We start from the raw sequence: 17195 nt of genomic DNA, 5'->3' as shown, positions 1-17195 counted from the left end.
CTCGAAAACACAATCTCGAACAAACAGCCCGGAACAAGGGCTGAAAACAGCACGAAGGAGTAGGGGAAATGTTTGAACTCGTCGATAATGTCCAGCAAAACGCTGTCATTAAAGTCGTCGGTGTAGGCGGTGGTGGCGGCAACGCCGTTCGCCATATGCTTAACAGCGACATCGAAGGTGTGGAGTTTATCTGCGCCAACACGGACGCCCAGGCGCTGACCGATATGGATGCGCGTCAGATTATCCAGCTCGGTGGCAACATCACCAAGGGACTGGGTGCCGGCGCCAATCCGGAAGTCGGTCGCCAGTCTGCCCTGGAAGACCGCGATCGTATCGCCGAAGCCATCAAGGGCGCGGATATGGTCTTCATTACCGCGGGCATGGGCGGTGGTACCGGCACCGGTGCCGCGCCGATTGTAGCGGAAGTAGCCCGCGAACTGGGCATCCTGACCGTTGCCGTGGTCACCAAGCCTTTCATGTTCGAAGGCGGCAAGCGCATGAGCGTTGCCGAATCCGGTCTGAAAGAGCTGGAAGAGAGCGTCGATTCCCTGATTACCATTCCCAATGAAAAGTTGTTGGCGGTGATGGGCAAGAAAACCAGCCTGCTGGATGCATTTGCCGCAGCCAACGATGTGCTTCTGGGCGCAGTTCAGGGTATCGCCGATCTGATTACCCGCAACGGTATGATCAACGTCGACTTCGCCGACGTGAAGACGGTCATGTCCGAGATGGGTATGGCGATGATGGGCACGGCGCGTGCCACGGGTGAAAATCGTGCGCGGGAAGCCGCCGAAGCGGCCGTTCGCAGTCCGCTGCTCGAAGACATCAACTTGCAGGGTGCCAAGGGTATTCTGGTCAACATTACCGCGGGCATGGATCTCAACCTGGGCGAATTCTCCGAGGTTGGCGACATTGTGCGTGAGTTTGCTTCTGACTCTGCCACCGTTGTTGTCGGTACCGTCATTGATCCGGAAATGACCGACGAACTGAAGGTAACGGTTGTTGCGACCGGCCTGGGTGGTGATCGTGAGAAGCCGACCAAGGTGGTGGACAATACCCGCACCCTGGATGGAAAAACCGATTACAACCAGCTGGATCGTCCCGCTGTTCTGCGTCGCCGGGCCGTTTCCCATGGAAACGTGGCTATCGACCAGAGCAAGGACAGCGAGGAGCAGGGTGTCGACTATCTCGATATTCCCGCATTCCTCCGTCGTCAGGCTGACTGATAATCTGGTGCAAATGTGATCCGGTTGTGGTTCTTGTGCGAAACATGGAACCCGGTATCCGGTAAATACGTGCGCTGATTGCCATGGGTTGGATGCTGGATGAACATTCAGCAACAACGGATTGGTTAAATGGTATTCAGTCTTGTTTTCTGATATTCTCCGGGCAGATTTTTGCCTAGAATATCGCCTTTTTGTGACGGAATTATGTACCGATGATCAGACAACGGACACTTAAAAACACCATCCGTGCCACCGGTGTTGGCTTGCACTCGGGTGAGAAGGTCTACCTGACCCTCAAGCCTGCCCCGGTGGATTCCGGTATCATCTTCCGCCGTACCGATCTTGACCCGATGGTTGAGATTCGCGCCTGCGCGGAGAATGTAGGTGAGACCATGCTGTCCACGACGCTGGTGAAAAACGGTGTCCGGGTGGCGACTGTGGAGCATCTGCTCTCTGCCATGGCTGGTCTCGGAATTGATAACTGTTTCGTCGAACTTAGTGCCGCGGAAGTGCCCATCATGGACGGCTCTGCCGGTCCTTTTGTGTTTCTTCTGCAGTCCGCCGGCATTGCCGAGCAGGATGCGGCCAAGCGTTTCATCCGCATCAAGCGTGAGGTAACGGTTGAGGAAGGCGACAAGAAGGCCACCCTGCTGCCTTTCGAAGGCTTCAAGGTGAGCTTCGGTATCGACTTTGATCACCCCGTGTTCAAGGGCCGCGCCCAGACTGCAACTGTCGATTTTTCCAGCACCTCCTTTGTAAAGGAAGTGAGCCGCGCACGGACTTTCGGGTTCATGCGTGACATCGAAAAATTGCGTGCCATGAACCTCGCTCTTGGCGGGAGTGTGGACAACGCTATCGTTGTTGATGACTACAAGATCCTCAACGAAGACGGTCTGCGCTATGACGACGAATTTGTGAAGCACAAGCTGCTTGATGCCATCGGCGATCTCTATCAGTTGGGCAACAGCCTGATTGGTGAGTTCCGGGGGATCAAATCCGGCCACGATCTGAACAACAAGCTGTTGCGCAAGCTCAGGGCAGAAGAGGATGCCTGGGAAGTGGTTACCTTTGATGACGAGGCCACTGCCCCGATTTCCTACATGAAGCCTGTGCTGGCGGCGGGCTGAAGCGGGACGCTTTAATCCCGGACGTGGCTAGCGAGTTTTTCGAGAACCTCGCGTAATGCTTTATCCTTCGTGTGCCCGGCTTCCTCTTTGAGGAGCCGGGCATTTTCTTTGCTCAAGGGCTCTTTTTTGAACACCGGTTTTTCCCTGAATCTGGGCGGTGCAACCTTGACCTTCAGTTTCCAGACGAACCGGAACAGCTCGTTCTCTCGCAGCTTTTCCATGATCTCGTGCTGGCGGAACCTGATCTGACTGGCTTTGCCTGCGGTTTCGGCAGTCAGAACCAGCTCTCCGTCCTTGCAGCTGACAAAGCGTGTCCCGTTTACGAGTTCGCTCGGAAGGGCGGCCAGAACTTCTCCTTCCGCCTGTCGATGGAGCTCGGCCTTCGCCACAAGATCCTTGAGTACCGGGGTTCTGCCAAGCTTGTCGAAGGTCATTTTTTGCTCGCTTTTGCGTGTCATGGCGGCGTTTTTACTCGACGGCTGCGTTTACGATTGGTTACACTTCGGCACGGTTTATGCGTAGTGCCTGTATTACACTCGTTTTACATTGTGGTAAATGAGTATGTCTACCGGGCGCTGCAATTTTTTCAGTATGTAGCTGTTGCCAAAGGATGGCAGACCCCCTTCGGATTTTTCCGGGGCGCAACACTACAGGATGCGGTTGCGGCTCAACGATGAAACCAGATGATGATATGAACATTATTCTCGTTGGCAAACGCCACGGAAAGTCCCGTGTGCTGTCGATTAACAGCATGCTTGCTGCCAGCGTACTGTTGCTGGTGCTCTCGCTGCTGGTTGCTGCTGGCTGGGCAGGGTATCAAATGGCTGTACAGCAGGTAGAGGCCAGAGAGCCCACCAACTCCGAGCTGGTAGCCGAGTGGAAGCAGAAGCTGGCAGACCAGAAGGCAGAACTGGCCAGTATCGAGGAGAACGTCCAGCAACAGGTTGATGCTCTGACCCTTCGCCTCGGCGAGATTCAGGGCCGTCTCCTGCGCCTGGATGCCCTGGGCCAGCGTTTTGTGGAATCCGGCCTGGTGGCCAGTGATGAATTCAACTTCGATCAGCCGGCTGCAGTCGGCGGGCCGGAAGATGCCTTGTCCGGGGATTCCTTCTCCGCACCTGAGCTGACACGGATGATCGAGGAAATGGAGTGGCGAATCGAAGACCGCGAACAGCAACTGCGGTTGCTCGATCAGCTGGCATCCAGCAAGCGTCTCGAAGACGAACTTTACCTGGAAGGCCGCCCGATCACCTGGGGCTGGCTGTCTTCAAAGTACGGATACCGGTCCGATCCGTTTACCGGCAAGCGTACCTGGCATGCCGGTGTTGATCTGGCCGGCAAGGATGGCAGCGACATTATTTCGGTCGCCGGCGGCGTGGTTACCTATGCCGGAGAGCGCTATGGGTACGGAAACCTGGTGGAAGTTGACCATGGCGATGGTCTGATAACCCGCTATGCCCACTGCAAGACTATCAAGGTGAAGGTGGGTGATGTTGTCCAGAAAGGCCAGGTGGTTGCGTTGATGGGCAGCACAGGGCGTTCCACTGGGCCCCACGTGCACTTTGAAGTCATCCGGAATGGCAAGTCGGAGAACCCGGAAACCTACATCAAGCGGGCGAGCCGCTGATCCGGTTCCGGCCCGCACGCCGTCGTCAGCACTTCCCCGCCAGTCGGCCTCCGGCCAGTTTTTATCCGTGAATCCGGTGCCTCATCAGCGACTTATTGCGCCTGTGTGAGGCCTACCTTTTGTCCTGTTACAAAATAAGGTTAGAATGCCGGCTTCCTTCGTTTAATCAAAGAAGCAGTGGTCTATGTTCACAAAGCTTGCAACCAAGATGTTCGGCAGTAAAAACGCCAGAGAAATCAAGAGAATGCGCAAGGCTGTCATGCGCATCAATGAGCTTGAAGAGCAGTATGGCAATCTGTCCGACTCCGAGTTGCAGGGCAAGACCGCGGAGTTCCGTCGCCGGATCGACGAAGGCGAATCCCTGGATGCGCTCCTTGCGGAAGCCTTCGCAACCGTGCGTGAAGCGGGCCGCCGGGTTATGGGCATGCGTCATTATGACGTCCAGCTGATCGGTGGTATCACCCTGCACGAAGGCCGGATTGCGGAAATGAAGACCGGTGAGGGCAAGACGCTGGTTGCTACCGCTTCCGTGTATCTTAATGCATTGTCCGGCAAGGGTGTCCACGTTGTTACCGTGAACGATTACCTGGCCCGCCGTGATGCCGACTGGATGGGCAAGCTCTATCGGTTCCTGGGCATGCAGGTGGGTGTCGTGGCCTCGGGCCAGCCAGCGGAGGAAAAGCGGGCAGCCTACCAGGCGGATATTACCTACGGTACCAACAACGAATTCGGCTTCGACTACCTGCGCGACAACATGGCGTTCAGTACCGAAGACAAGGTCCAGCGCGGTCTGAACTACGCGATCGTGGACGAGGTGGACTCCATCCTGATCGATGAGGCCAGAACACCGCTGATCATCTCCGGGGCAGCTGAGGATAGTTCAAAGCTGTATCAGGCCATCAATGAACTGATCCCCAGCCTCGAAAAGGGCGAAGTGCCTGAGGAAGGCGAACCAACCGGTGATTTCACCATCGATGAGAAATCCCGTCAGGTCGAGCTGACAGAAAGCGGTCACGAGAAGGTTGAAGAACTGCTGCTTGAGCGTGGCCTTCTGAAGGAAGGTGAAAGCCTCTATTCCGCCGCTAACCTCAGCCTGTTGCACCACGTGCACTCGGCACTGCGGGCCCACCACCTGTTCCAGAAAGACGTGGATTATATTGTCCAGGGTGGCCAGGTGGTCATCGTTGACGAGCATACCGGTCGTACCATGCCGGGTCGCCGCTGGAGCGAGGGTCTGCACCAGGCCGTTGAGGCGAAAGAGGGTGTGAAGATCCAGGCGGAGAGCCAGACACTGGCCTCCACCACCTTCCAGAACTACTTCAGGCTGTACGACAAGCTTTCCGGCATGACCGGTACGGCAGACACCGAAGCTTTCGAGTTTCGCCAGATCTACGGCCTCGATGTGGTGGTCATTCCGCCCAACAAGCCGATCCAGCGAACCGATTACAACGACCTGGTGTATCTGACCCAGGACGAGAAGTTTCACGCGATTATTGACGAGATCAAGGATGTTACCGCCGAAGGGCGTCCGATCCTTGTCGGTACCGCTTCCATCGAGGCTTCCGAGCTGCTCTCCATGCTGCTCAAGAAGGCACGGATCGAGCACAAGATCCTGAACGCCAAGCAGCACGAATCCGAAGCCCATATCATTGCCCAGGCGGGCCGTCCCGGAGCGGTCACAATCGCCACCAACATGGCCGGCCGTGGTACCGATATCGTGTTGGGTGGTAACTGGGAACACGAAGTTGCCGCCATGGACAATCCCTCAGAAGAGGAGATTGCCCGGGCCAAGGCCGAGTGGACCGAGCGTCACAATCAGGTGCTTGAGGCAGGTGGTCTGCACATCATTGGTACCGAGCGTCACGAATCCCGTCGAATTGACAACCAGCTCCGCGGTCGTGCCGGTCGTCAGGGTGATCCTGGCTCCTCAAGGTTCTTCCTGTCTCTGGAAGACAACCTCATGCGCATCTTTGCCCCCGACCGGGTCAAGAGTCTGATGCAGGCCATGGGCATGAAGAAGGGGGAGGCCATCGAGCACCGGATGGTGACCAACGCGATCGAGAAATCCCAGCGCAAGGTGGAAGGTCGCAACTTCGACATGCGTAAGACCCTGCTGGAATACGACGACGTGGCCAACGACCAGCGCACGGTTATCTACGACCAGCGTAACGAAGTCATGTCTTCCGACGACATTTCGGACATGGTGACGACGATTCGGGAAGACGTTGTCGATTCCCTGATCAGTGAATACATTCCGCCCCAGAGTATGCCGGAACAATGGGACGTCGCCGGGCTGGAAGCACAGCTTCAGTCGGAGATGGCGATTGATCTGCCGGTTCAGAAGTGGCTGGAAGAAGATAACAAGCTGTACGAAGAAAACCTGCGTCAGAAGATCCTCGAAGAGATTGTGGCTGCCTACCAGGCCAAGGAAGAGATTGCCGGTTCCGAGGCCATGCGCAAATTCGAGAAGCAGGTGTTCCTGCAGGTGCTTGATACCCTCTGGAAAGAGCATCTTTCCAACATGGACCATCTGCGCCGTGGTATCCATCTGCGGGGTTATGCCCAGAAGAACCCCAAGCAGGAGTACAAGCGCGAGGCGTTCAACCTGTTTGAAACCATGCTTGATACCATGAAGCGGGATGTTACCCGGGTACTCTGCCACGTGCGTGTCCAGAGCCGTGAAGAGATGGAAGAAGTCGAGCGTCGTCGCAAGCAGGAGCTGGAAGAAGAACTCGCCAGGGCGCGCCTGCGCCACGACGAAACCAGCGCCACAGCCCAGAGCCAGGGTGAGGGCGAGGCTGACGATGCCCGGCAGTCGTCTCCGGAAACCTTCGTTCGACAGGAGCGCAAGGTGGGTCGAAACGAACCCTGCCCCTGCGGGTCCGGCAAGAAGTACAAGCAGTGTCATGGCAAGGTCAGCTGATTCAGAGCACTGACCGCACCATCGGAACCCGCACTCTGCCAGCCACAACTGGTGGGATGCGGGTTTTTTCGTTTTCAGCGGGTCGTGTGTTACCTCGAGCACAGCCCCAGACAAGAGGAGTGGCAGAATGGCGGTAGGTCCGGGAACCTTACCTGAGTTTTATCCGGTAGCCGGGGTCAAGATAGGCATAGCCAGTGCCGGTATAAAGAAGCCGGGACGTAAGGACGTGGTTGTTTTCGAGCTGGCCCCGGAAAGCCGGGTTGCCGGTATCTTCACGAAAAACCAGTTCTGTGCAGCACCGGTTACCCTCAGCCGCCGGCATCTGGCCGAGACCTCGCCCCGGTACCTCTTGATCAACACGGGTAATGCCAACGCCGGTACGGGAGAGCCAGGTATGCGGGATGCCATGGCATGCTGCCAGGCCCTCGCAAAGCAGGCGGGCGTTACTGAAGTCGAGATTCTGCCGTTTTCCACGGGGGTGATTGGCGAGCCTTTGCCGGTCCAGAAGATCGTTGGCGCGCTTCCGGAGGCTTTGGCGAACACTGCCGAGAATCGCTGGGCTGAAGCTTCCAGTGGCATCATGACCACGGACACCCGCCCCAAGGGCGCTTCCTGTCAGGTTGAGCTGGATGGTCACACGGTAACCATCTCGGGCATCAGCAAGGGTGCGGGCATGATTCGTCCCAACATGGCGACGATGCTCGGTTTTATTGCCACCGATGCCCGGATTGCGCCGGAACTGCTGCAGACACTTGCCTCGGAGCTGGGGGAGAAGTCCTTCAACCGCATCACTATCGATGGCGACACCTCCACCAATGACGCCTGCATGCTGATGGCCAGCGGCCAGTATTCCGGCCCCGAGATTACGGCCTCCAGCGCGGCGCTGCCGAAGCTGCGGGAGGCCTTGCAGGCAATCTATCTGGAACTGGCCCACGCCATTGTCCGTGATGGCGAAGGAGCAACCAAGTTTGTCACCATCGACGTCAGCGGAGCGGCCGGCCAGCAGGAGGCTCTGGACGTTGCGTATACCGTCGCGCATTCGCCGTTGGTCAAGACCGCACTGTTCGCCTCGGACCCCAATTGGGGCCGGATTCTGGCGGCGGTGGGTCGCGCCGGTGTCGAAGGACTGGACCTCAATGCCCTTGAAATCTATCTGGGCGATGTCTGCCTGGTCCGCAACGGTGGCCGGGCCGAGGATTACTCGGAAGCCCGCGGGCAGGCCGTGATGGATCGGGAAGAGATCACCATTGCCATCGACCTCAAGCGGGGTAATGTTCGGGAAACCGTGTGGACCTGCGATTTCTCCCACGATTACGTGACTATCAACGCCGAGTATCGTACCTGAGCATGTCTGCCAGAGAGACGTCGGTCAAAGAGGTTCACGTTGCCGTGGCGGTCATCGTCCGTGATGGCCGGGTGCTGATCGCCCGACGGCCAGACCACGTTCACCAGGGGGGCTTACTGGAGTTTCCCGGTGGCAAGGTGGAGCCTGGCGAGACGGTTCAGGTGGCGCTTGTGCGCGAAATTGCCGAGGAAACCGGTCTTCACGTGCCGGCGGGTTCCCTGGAGCCTGTTATCGGTATTCGGCACGATTATGGCGACAAGCGGGTTTTCCTGGACGTCTGGGAAACCAGCGCTGCCGAGGGCGAGGCAAGGGGATGTGAGGGGCAGCCCGTGGAATGGCTGACCCGGGAGCAGCTTCGGGATGAGGATTTCCCCGCCGCCAACCGGCCGATCATTCGCGCTCTGCGTCTGCCCCGGCAGTTGGCAATCACCGGTTCCGAGAATGGCCTGGAGCCAGCCCTTGCGCACTTGCAGGAGGGTCTGAGCGCCGCTCGACCACCGCTGGTGCTGCTCCGGGCTCCGGCGTTGAGACCGCTGGCCTATCGGGAGTTGGCGGCGAACGCGTTGCCGGTTTGTGAAAAGGCCAGAGCCGCCCTGATTGTGCACGGTGGACCGGAGGTATTCCGCGCCATACCCGGCGCCCATGGGCTGCACCTGCCCTGGCTCGAGGCGGCCAAGCTCTCGGCGAGACCGGTTCCGGAAGATGTCTGGCTGGGGGTTTCCTGCCATGACAGGCAGGAAATCGATCATGCGACGGCTATCGGAGCGGACTATGTGACCCTGGGGCCAGTCCAGCCGACCGAAAGCCATCCGGGTGCGCCGACCCTGGGATGGTCGGTCTTTGCCGACCTGGTGTCGGAAGCGGTGCTTCCGGTATTTGCCCTGGGCGGTTTGTCGCCCGGCGATCTCCGCGAGGCTCGCCAGCGGGGCGGTCAGGGCATCGCCGGAATCCGGTTCTGGTGGCCGCAAAGCTGACACTTGTCAGCGACGCCGTGGCCATGTCTGTTATGCTGTCGTTCCTGCATTTTTCACCATCTTGCACAACCGATTCCGGGAGAAACCGTGAGTAAACTGACCCATCTCGACGACAAGGGCGAAGCCCGCATGGTGGACGTGACCGACAAGGCGGCCACCGAACGCGAGGCCCGCGCTGAAGCTACCATCCGCATGGCGCCGGAAACCCTGAACATGATTATTGAGGGTGAGCATCCCAAAGGGGATGTCCTGGCTGTTGCCCGCATCGCCGGTATCATGGCCGCAAAGAAAACCCATGATCTGATTCCCTTGTGTCATGCGCTGAACCTGACGTCTGTGAAAGTTGAACTGACTCCGGGCGACGACGGGGCATCTGTACATATTCTGACCCGCTGCAAACTTTCCGGCCAGACCGGTGTCGAGATGGAGGCGTTAACCGCGGCAAGCGTGGCGGCACTGACGCTGTACGACATGTGCAAGGCGGTCGATCGTGGCATGGAGATTGATTCCGTGCGTCTGCTGGAGAAGAAAGGCGGCCGCAGTGGCCACTGGGTCGCCGATAAAGCCTGATCTGGCGGACCGCCGCGCTCGTAAGTGTTGGTTACCAAGACCACTCCGGAGGAGCGACAGTGCCGAGACTACGCCAAGCGGGCGGGCCCGTGATAGAATGCGCGGCCCGATTGACTGAACCACGAGGAAACACTGTGGCTGTTCGTTACATCCAGACCTGCCGGTTGCCGACCCCGTTCGGGGTATTTGATATGCACGGCTTTGAAGAACCGGACACCGGAAAGGAACACGTTGCCCTGACTCTCGGCGACCTGGATAGCGACGAACCCATGCTGGCCCGCACGCACTCCGAATGTCTGACCGGCGACGCCCTCTATAGCATGCGGTGTGATTGCGGCTACCAGCTGGAAGAGGCGCTGCGCAGCATTGCCCGGGAAGGTCGGGGTATCCTCATGTATCTGCGTCAGGAGGGTCGGGGAATCGGCCTGTTGAACAAGATCCGCGCCTACCATCTGCAGGATCAGGGCGCTGATACGGTAGAGGCCAATGAACGTCTGGGTTTCGCGGCCGATCTTCGTGACTACAGCATGTGCAAGGACATGCTGGAGCATCTCGGTATCAGGAGCCTGAGGCTGATGACCAATAATCCCCGCAAGGTCAAAGCGCTCTCCTCCTACGGCATCGACATTACGGAAAGGGTACCTCTGCACGTGGGCCGCAACCCCCACAATGAACACTACCTCGATACCAAGCAGAGCAAGCTCGGCCATTGGCTGGAGACCCATCAGGACGACGATCCCGAAATCTGAGCTGGATTTGTCGCCACCTACGAAAAAGCCCGCGAACTCCGCGGGCCTTTTGCATTCTCGGGCTTGTGTTCCGTCTATTTGACAGCTTTCAGATTCTGGTGGCGCAGGGTCTCGATCCGCGTGCGGATAGACGATTCAATACCCGCGGCGTCCAGACCACATTCGGTCAGCAGTTCCCCGTGCTTGCCGTGGTCCATGAAGGTATCGGGCAGGCCCAGTTGAAGTACTGGCATGGTAACCAGACGGCTGTTCAGAAATTCGGTCACGGCGCTGCCTGCACCACCGGCAATGGCGTTTTCTTCCAGGGTAACCAGCAATTCATGCTGCTCGGCTAGCTCCAGCACCAGTTCTTCATCCAGGGGTTTGACGAAACGCATGTCTGCGACCGTCGCGCCGATGGCTTCTGCGGCCTCCAGAGCAGGCGCCAGCAGGGTGCCAAAGTTGAGGATGGCAACACCTTTGCCGTTGCGAATCCGGCGGCCCTTGCCAATCTCAAGCGGCGTCAGTTCCTGCTGAATTTCGACACCGGGGCCTGTGCCACGCGGGTAGCGCACCGATGCCGGTCCTTCGTAGAGCATGCCGGTCTGGAGCATCTGGCGGGTTTCATTTTCGTCCGACGGTGTCATCACCACCATGTTCGGCACGCAGCGCAGGTAGCTGATGTCGAAAGCGCCAGCATGGGTCGGGCCGTCTTCACCGACCAGGCCTGCGCGATCAATCGCGAACAGCACATCCAGGTTCTGGATAGCGACATCGTGAATCAGTTGATCGTACGCCCGCTGCAGGAACGTCGAGTAGATGGCGACCACCGGCTTGGCGCCGTCACAGGCTAGCCCTGCGGCCAGCGTGACTGCGTGCTGTTCGGCGATGGCGACATCGAAGTAGCGTTCCGGGAAGCGCTGTGAGAATGCCAGCAGATCCGAGCCTTCACACATGGCCGGGGTGATGCCCACCACGCGCTCATCCTGTTCGGCAGAATCGCACAGCCATTGTCCGAAGACGTTGGCATATTTGGGCTTCTTTGGTTTCGGCTTGACCGGTTCGGGTTTACTGGGTGGAACCGGCTCGATCTTGTTGATGGCGTGATAGCCGATCGGATCGGCTTCGGCCGGGGCAAAGCCCTTGCCCTTGGTGGTCACCACATGCAGGAACTGCGGACCTTCAAGTTCGCGGATGTTCTCCAGGGTTTCCACCAGCAGGGGCAGATCGTGGCCATCGATCGGGCCGATGTAGTTGAACCCCAGTTCCTCGAACAGGGTGCCAGGGGCAATCATGCCCTTGAAGTGTTCCTCGGTCTTCTTGGCCAGCGCCATTAGGTGTGGCGCCCCCTGCAGAACCTTCTTGCTGCTATCGCGGACCTGATTGTAGGTGCGACTGGACAGCAGTTTGGCAAAGTAGTTGGACAGCCCGCCAACGTTCCGGGAAATCGACATGTCGTTGTCGTTGAGGATCACCAGCATGTCGGCGTGCAGGTGACCGGCGTGGTTCAGCGCCTCGAATGCCATGCCGGCGGTCATGGCGCCGTCACCAATAACGGCAATGCTCTTTCGACCGGTCTGCTGCAGGCGTGCTGCGATCGCCATGCCCAGCGCTGCGCTGATGGAAGTGCTGGAATGGCCGACGCCAAAGGTGTCGTATTCGCTTTCGGCCCGTTTCGGGAAGCCGGCCAGACCGCCTTTGCGGCGGATGCTTCCCATGGACTCTTTCCGTCCGGTCAGGATCTTGTGGGGGTAGGCCTGGTGGCCGACGTCCCACACCAGGCGGTCGCTCGGCGTATCAAAGACGTAGTGAAGGGCGACGGTAAGCTCAAGCACACCCAGGCCGGCCCCGAAATGACCGCCAGTCTGGCCCACTGACCATAACAGAAAGGCCCTGAGCTCCCGGGCCAGCCGGGTCAGCTCTTCCGGGGCCAGCTCTCTGAGCTGGGCCGGTTCGTCAATCCGGTCCAGAAGCGGCGTATTGGGCCGCTGTGACGGGATTTCCTTGAAAATATAAGTGTCCTGCATCTGCTCGGGTCTTTTCCGGTACGTTCAGTAACTGACTGGCATTATAAGGGAACAGGGGAAGCTGTTTCACACAAAGCGGGCCAGTTGTTACGAAAATATTTACGGCCAGTGTGCGCCTTCGGAGCGCCGGGATTCAATGGGTTCTTGCCACCACGTAATCGGCCATTGCCCGCAGGGGGTCTGCTTCGGGACCAAACTCCTGCAAACTTTGCTGGGCCTGTTCAAGCAGATTGGCCAGGTGCTCCCTGGCGCCATCCAGGCCAAGCAGGGCGGGGTAGGTGGGTTTGGCGCGGGCGGCATCTGAGCCCTGGGGTTTGCCAATGACCGTTGTGTCGCCCTCGATGTCCAGCAGGTCATCCTGAACCTGGAAGGCCAGGCCCAGGGCTTTGGCATACTGGGTCAGGGAAGCCAGGGCCTGCTCGTCGACCGACGGCGCCGTCAGGGCGCCAATTCGTACGCTGGTTTCGATAAGGGCGCCAGTCTTGTGGCGATGCATGGTTTCAAGTTGCGCCAGGGCCAGGGTTTTGCCGACGGACTCCAGATCGATGGCCTGGCCACCAACCATTCCTCCGTGGCCACTGGCCCGGGCCAGTTCCCGGACCATGATCAGACGCACCGATTCAGACAGTCCCGGCGCTTCGGCAAGCCAGCCAAAAGCCAGTGCCTGCAGGGCATCGCCAGCAAGGATGGCGGTGGCTTCGTCGAAGGCAATGTGGGTAGTGGGCCGTCCGCGGCGCAATTCATCGTCATCCATGGCCGGCAGGTCATCGTGGATCAGCGAGTAGGCGTGGATCAGTTCCACTGAGCAGGCCGGGATCAGGGCCTCGTCACCGGTCTGTCCCATTGCCTTTGCCGCTGCAAGACACAGCGCCGGCCGGATTCGCTTGCCACCGCCCAGCACGCTGTAGCGCATGGCTTCCTGCAGCCGGCCAGAGGCGGAATCACGGGTAATGCACCGGTCCAGTTCCGCATCGACGCGGGCCCGGCAGGTTTCCAGAAAATCAGAGGCAAGCAGGTTCTTTCCGGACATCAGTCAGCATCATCCGGTGAGAACGGGCGGGTTTCCAGGGTGCCGTCGCTGTTCTGGACCAGTTGTTCGACCCGTTGCTCGGCGCTCTTCAACGCCTGCTGGCATTCCCGGGTCAGCTTTACACCCCGCTCGAACGCCGTCAGGGACTGTTCCAGGGACAGCTCGCCCTGCTCCAGATCGCGAACCAGCTTTTCCAGTTCATCAAGAGACTTCTCAAAATCAGCTATCGATGTGGCGCCTTGTTCACCGGCCATCAGGGGCCCTCCGATCGGGTGGCAGAATTTCGCGGATTATACCAGAGCCTGATCGCTATCGCCGCCAGTGGAAGTGACGGCGTTCACCGGTCCGGGCATCCGGACCCCAGTTCTGTTCCGTCACCTCGATTTCACCGCTGGCTGAAACGGTCACCACGGTGGTTGCCCGAGTGCCGTAATCCGAACCCACGATGAATGGCGACGACAGAAAGCGCTCCGTCTCCAGGCCAACGCCTGTATCGGGCAGCATATGGTCTGGCGCGGGCGTGCTGTCCTGGAGCAGCGGAATCAGCTCGTTGTGCAGTGTTGCCGCATCCCGTCCGGCGGCGGCAATGGTATCTCCCGCAGCCTGCCGAAGGCGCAGAAGCTTGGGCCAGGGCGTCTGCAACAGATGATTGCTCAGTCCGTAGACCCCGCGGTGGATTTGTCGGCCCGGATGGGCATCCCGATTGCTGAAATACCATCCGTCTGCTGTGGTCAGCTGCACCAGGTTGAAGCCGGAAAACTGGTCGGCGGTGTCGAGCAGATAGCGTTCAAGATGCTTCCGGGAATCAGTGAGTGCCCGCAAAGGCAGTTCACCCCGACTGATACGGCCGGTTTCCGGTGCCCCTTCCCGGACGTTGGTCACGGCGCTGACCTCTCCCGAGGTATTAATCGCAAGCCAGGTGCCACCGGAGAGCAGGTCACGGCCGGCAAGCACCCGGGTACCGGATTGGGTGGTCCACCAGTCCATGGCGGCCGTCGGGCGGCGGAAAAATTCATCCCGATTGGCGGCAACCACCAATGGGAAATGAGGGTTCTGGCCAACGGCGAAAGCGATCAGGCACATGGTGTAGGAGTGGGCTCCCGGATTTAATGAAGTTGACTCTTGCGCTGTGTATCATACCAGCCTTGGTTTCCCGGGTGCGGCTCAAACAATGACTCTGTTTTACGTAATAGCTTCTTATCTGGCCCTCGGTGCCCTGGCAGGCACCGTGGCGGGGCTGTTCGGCATTGGTGGCGGGCTGATCATCGTGCCCGTGTTGATGTTCACCTTTGGTCTGCAGGGAATCGATCCGGATATTATTCCCCATCTGGCCGTAGGCACCTCGCTCGCGACCATCGTGTTCACCTCGGTCAGTTCCATACGTTCCCATAACAAGCATGGCGCGGTGCGCTGGGATCTGTTCCGTCCGATGACGGTCGGGATTATCGGCGGCGCCCTGGTTGGCGCCTGGACGGCGTCCCTGATGAGCGGGCGCGCGCTCGAACTGGTCATCGGCATTTTTGTCATTCTGGTGGGGCTCAAAATGTTTTTCCAGGTTGACCCCAAACCGGGTCGCGACGTTCCCGGGGTTGCAGGTCTTGGCGTCGCCGGTGGCGTTATCGGTTGGGGCTCGGCGATTTTCGGAATCGGCGGGGGAACCCTTACGGTGCCTTACCTGAGCTGGTGTAACGTGCGGATGCAGCAGGCGGTAGGTACATCCGCCGCCTGTGGCCTGCCCATTGCCGTGTCTGGTGCGCTGGGTAATATCTGGACCGGATGGCATCATCCAGCAGTGCCGGAACTGAGTGCAGGCTTCATTTATCTGCCTGCGCTCATCGGTATCATTCTCACCAGCGTTTTCTTTGCCCGGATTGGCGCCAATCTGGCCCATCGGCTGAATCCCCGGATTCTCAAGCGTACGTTCTCCATCATGCTCCTGCTGGTGGGTCTCCGTTTTCTCCTGAGCTGAGAGGTAGTTGATGCTGCAGCATCCCCAGATTGATCCGGTGGCCATTGCCATCGGTCCCCTCAAGATCCACTGGTACGGCTTGACCTATCTGTTCGGTTTTTTGGCCGGCTGGTGGCTTGGACGCATACGCACCCGCAAGCCCTGGTCGCCTATCAACGAAGAGCAGATGGGCGACCTTCTTTTTTACCTGGCCCTGGGGGTCATCCTGGGCGGCCGCTTCGGCTATGTCCTGTTCTACAACTTTGATGCCTTCCTGGCCGACCCGCTCTGGCTGCTGCGGGTTTGGGAAGGGGGCATGTCTTTCCACGGCGGTCTGCTGGGCGTGATGTTTGCCATGTGGTGGTATGGCCGCAAGGTGGGCAGCGGTTTCTGGCGCCTGGCTGACTTTGTGGCGCCGCTGGTGCCCCTCGGGCTCGGCGCAGGACGGATCGGAAACTTTATTAACGGCGAGTTGTGGGGCAAGCCCACCGACGTTGCCTGGGGTATGGTGTTTCGAACGGCTCCGGATTCTCTCGCCCGCCATCCCTCCCAGCTTTACCAGTTTGCCCTGGAAGGCGTGGCCCTGTTCGTGATCCTGTGGTGGTTCTCATCCCGGCAGCGGCCGACCATGGCGGTTTCCGGTCTGTTCCTCGTTTGCTACGGCGTGTTCCGCTTCCTGGTGGAATTCGTGCGCCAGCCAGACCCGCAACTGGGCTACCTCGCTTTTGACTGGCTAACCATGGGGCAGGTACTGTCCTTCCCGATGATCGTTGCCGGCGCCGCCCTGATGTTTATTGCCTACCGGAGACAAGCCCGATGAAAGCCTATCTCGACCTGATGCAAGACGTTGTTGATAACGGATTCGACAAGGGAGACCGTACCGGCGTTGGCACCCGGTCTGTCTTCGGCCGCCAGATCCGTTTCAACCTCCAGGAAGGCTTTCCGTTGGTGACCACCAAGAAAGTCCACCTGCGCAGTATCATCTATGAACTGCTCTGGTTTCTGCGGGGCTCCACCGATAATACCTGGCTGCAGGAACGCAAGGTCTCGATCTGGAACGAATGGGCGCTGGAAAATGGCGATCTTGGCCCGATCTACGGCAAACAGTGGCGCAGTTGGCAGTGTCCCAATGGCGAGGTGGTTGACCAGATCAGTGAAGTGATCGAGCAGATCCGCACCAAACCGAATTCGCGCCGTCTGATCGTGTCCGCCTGGAACCCCGCTGAACTTCCGGACGAGTCCATCGGTCCCCAGGATAACGTTCGCGAGGGCCGCATGGCGCTGGCACCCTGTCACTGCCTCTTCCAGTTCTACGTGGTGGACGGCAAGCTCTCATGCCAGCTTTACCAGCGCAGCGCCGATCTGTTCCTGGGCGTGCCTTTTAATATTGCGTCGTACGCCTTGCTGACGCACATGATTGCCCAGCAGTGTGATCTGGCTGTCGGTGAGTTTGTGCATACCTTCGGCGACTGTCACCTCTACCAGAACCATCTGACCGATGACATCGTCTTCGAACAGTTGAAGCGCAAGCCCCGCGCGTTGCCGACGTTGGTAATCAAACGCAAGCCCGCGAGTATCTTCGAGTACGAACTGGAGGATTTCGACTTTGAGGGCTATGCCCCCTATCCGGGCATCAAGGCCCCGATTGCCATCTGACCGAATCCCGAAGA

The 17195-nt window shown here is 59.0% G+C and carries 16 protein-coding genes; 11 read left to right on the top strand and 5 right to left on the bottom strand.

What is annotated here, in order from left to right; translation table 11 throughout:
* Positions 1-68: 68 nt before the first annotated feature.
* Positions 69-1226 (top strand): cell division protein FtsZ, encoded by a 1158-nt coding sequence (gene ftsZ, locus J3362_RS18570; RefSeq protein ID WP_008176500.1) that lies wholly within the window; start codon positions 69-71, stop codon positions 1224-1226.
* A 212-nt stretch (positions 1227-1438) separates the two neighbouring features.
* Positions 1439-2353, top strand: coding sequence for a UDP-3-O-acyl-N-acetylglucosamine deacetylase (gene lpxC, locus J3362_RS18565; RefSeq protein ID WP_008176497.1), 915 nt, complete (start codon positions 1439-1441; stop codon positions 2351-2353).
* 11 nt (positions 2354-2364) lie between these two features.
* Here the strand turns inward: lpxC and J3362_RS18560 are convergent, their stop codons facing one another.
* Positions 2365-2811, bottom strand: a complete 447-nt coding sequence (locus tag J3362_RS18560) for a DciA family protein (RefSeq protein ID WP_349521707.1) — start codon at positions 2809-2811, stop codon at positions 2365-2367.
* Between the two features lie 215 nt (positions 2812-3026).
* Here J3362_RS18560 and J3362_RS18555 point away from each other — a divergent pair, with 215 nt between their 5' ends.
* From J3362_RS18555 to ribA, 6 genes are all read left to right on the top strand, one after another.
* The gene (locus J3362_RS18555) at positions 3027-3980 is read left to right on the top strand and encodes a peptidoglycan DD-metalloendopeptidase family protein (protein WP_349521706.1); all 954 of its coding nucleotides are present in this window, start codon (positions 3027-3029) and stop codon (positions 3978-3980) included.
* Positions 3981-4164: 184 nt separating this feature from the next.
* The gene (gene secA, locus J3362_RS18550; protein ID WP_349521705.1) at positions 4165-6903 is read left to right on the top strand and encodes a preprotein translocase subunit SecA; all 2739 of its coding nucleotides are present in this window, start codon (positions 4165-4167) and stop codon (positions 6901-6903) included.
* A 127-nt stretch (positions 6904-7030) separates the two neighbouring features.
* Positions 7031-8248, top strand: coding sequence for a bifunctional glutamate N-acetyltransferase/amino-acid acetyltransferase ArgJ (gene argJ, locus J3362_RS18545; RefSeq protein WP_349521704.1), 1218 nt, complete (start codon positions 7031-7033; stop codon positions 8246-8248).
* A 2-nt stretch (positions 8249-8250) separates the two neighbouring features.
* Positions 8251-9222, top strand: coding sequence for a Nudix family hydrolase (locus tag J3362_RS18540; RefSeq protein WP_349521703.1), 972 nt, complete (start codon positions 8251-8253; stop codon positions 9220-9222).
* Positions 9223-9309: 87 nt separating this feature from the next.
* Positions 9310-9792, top strand: a complete 483-nt coding sequence (gene moaC, locus J3362_RS18535; RefSeq protein WP_008176486.1) for a cyclic pyranopterin monophosphate synthase MoaC — start codon at positions 9310-9312, stop codon at positions 9790-9792.
* Between the two features lie 134 nt (positions 9793-9926).
* A complete protein-coding gene (gene ribA, locus J3362_RS18530) occupies positions 9927-10541 on the top strand; it encodes a GTP cyclohydrolase II (RefSeq protein WP_008176485.1) in 615 nt (204 codons plus the stop codon).
* A gap of 74 nt (positions 10542-10615) precedes the next feature.
* On the opposite strand, the gene dxs is transcribed toward ribA, so the two are convergent.
* The 4 genes from dxs to J3362_RS18510 form a co-directional block, all read right to left on the bottom strand.
* Entirely contained in the window at positions 10616-12547 is a 1932-nt protein-coding gene (gene dxs, locus J3362_RS18525; RefSeq protein WP_349521702.1) for a 1-deoxy-D-xylulose-5-phosphate synthase, read from the bottom strand.
* 133 nt (positions 12548-12680) lie between these two features.
* A complete protein-coding gene (ispA, locus tag J3362_RS18520; protein WP_349521701.1) occupies positions 12681-13577 on the bottom strand; it encodes a (2E,6E)-farnesyl diphosphate synthase in 897 nt (298 codons plus the stop codon).
* Positions 13577-13831, bottom strand: a complete 255-nt coding sequence (locus J3362_RS18515) for an exodeoxyribonuclease VII small subunit (RefSeq protein ID WP_008176478.1) — start codon at positions 13829-13831, stop codon at positions 13577-13579. Before J3362_RS18515 ends, ispA begins: the two co-directional genes overlap by 1 nt.
* A 55-nt stretch (positions 13832-13886) precedes the next feature.
* Positions 13887-14660: an NRDE family protein gene (locus tag J3362_RS18510; protein WP_349521700.1), complete on the bottom strand. Its 774-nt coding sequence runs from the start codon at positions 14658-14660 to the stop codon at positions 13887-13889.
* An 88-nt stretch (positions 14661-14748) separates the two neighbouring features.
* On the opposite strand from J3362_RS18510, the gene J3362_RS18505 reads away from it, so the two are divergent.
* Genes J3362_RS18505 through J3362_RS18495 form a run of 3 tightly spaced genes read left to right on the top strand, consistent with a single transcriptional unit; the run spans position 14749 to position 17181 of the window.
* Positions 14749-15546 (top strand): sulfite exporter TauE/SafE family protein, encoded by a 798-nt coding sequence (locus J3362_RS18505; protein ID WP_349521699.1) that lies wholly within the window; start codon positions 14749-14751, stop codon positions 15544-15546.
* A 10-nt stretch (positions 15547-15556) separates the two neighbouring features.
* Positions 15557-16345, top strand: coding sequence for a prolipoprotein diacylglyceryl transferase (gene lgt, locus J3362_RS18500; RefSeq protein WP_349521698.1), 789 nt, complete (start codon positions 15557-15559; stop codon positions 16343-16345).
* Complete coding sequence (locus J3362_RS18495) at positions 16342-17181, top strand: thymidylate synthase (protein WP_349521697.1); 840 nt, start codon at positions 16342-16344, stop codon at positions 17179-17181. Before lgt ends, J3362_RS18495 begins: the two co-directional genes overlap by 4 nt.
* Positions 17182-17195: the final 14 nt, after the last annotated feature.

Source organism: Marinobacter sp. NFXS11, from assembly GCF_040148675.1.
Taxonomy (GTDB): domain Bacteria; phylum Pseudomonadota; class Gammaproteobacteria; order Pseudomonadales; family Oleiphilaceae; genus Marinobacter.
The sequence above is the reverse complement of the archived record's forward strand: the minus strand, read 5'-3'. Positions and strand labels throughout refer to the sequence as shown.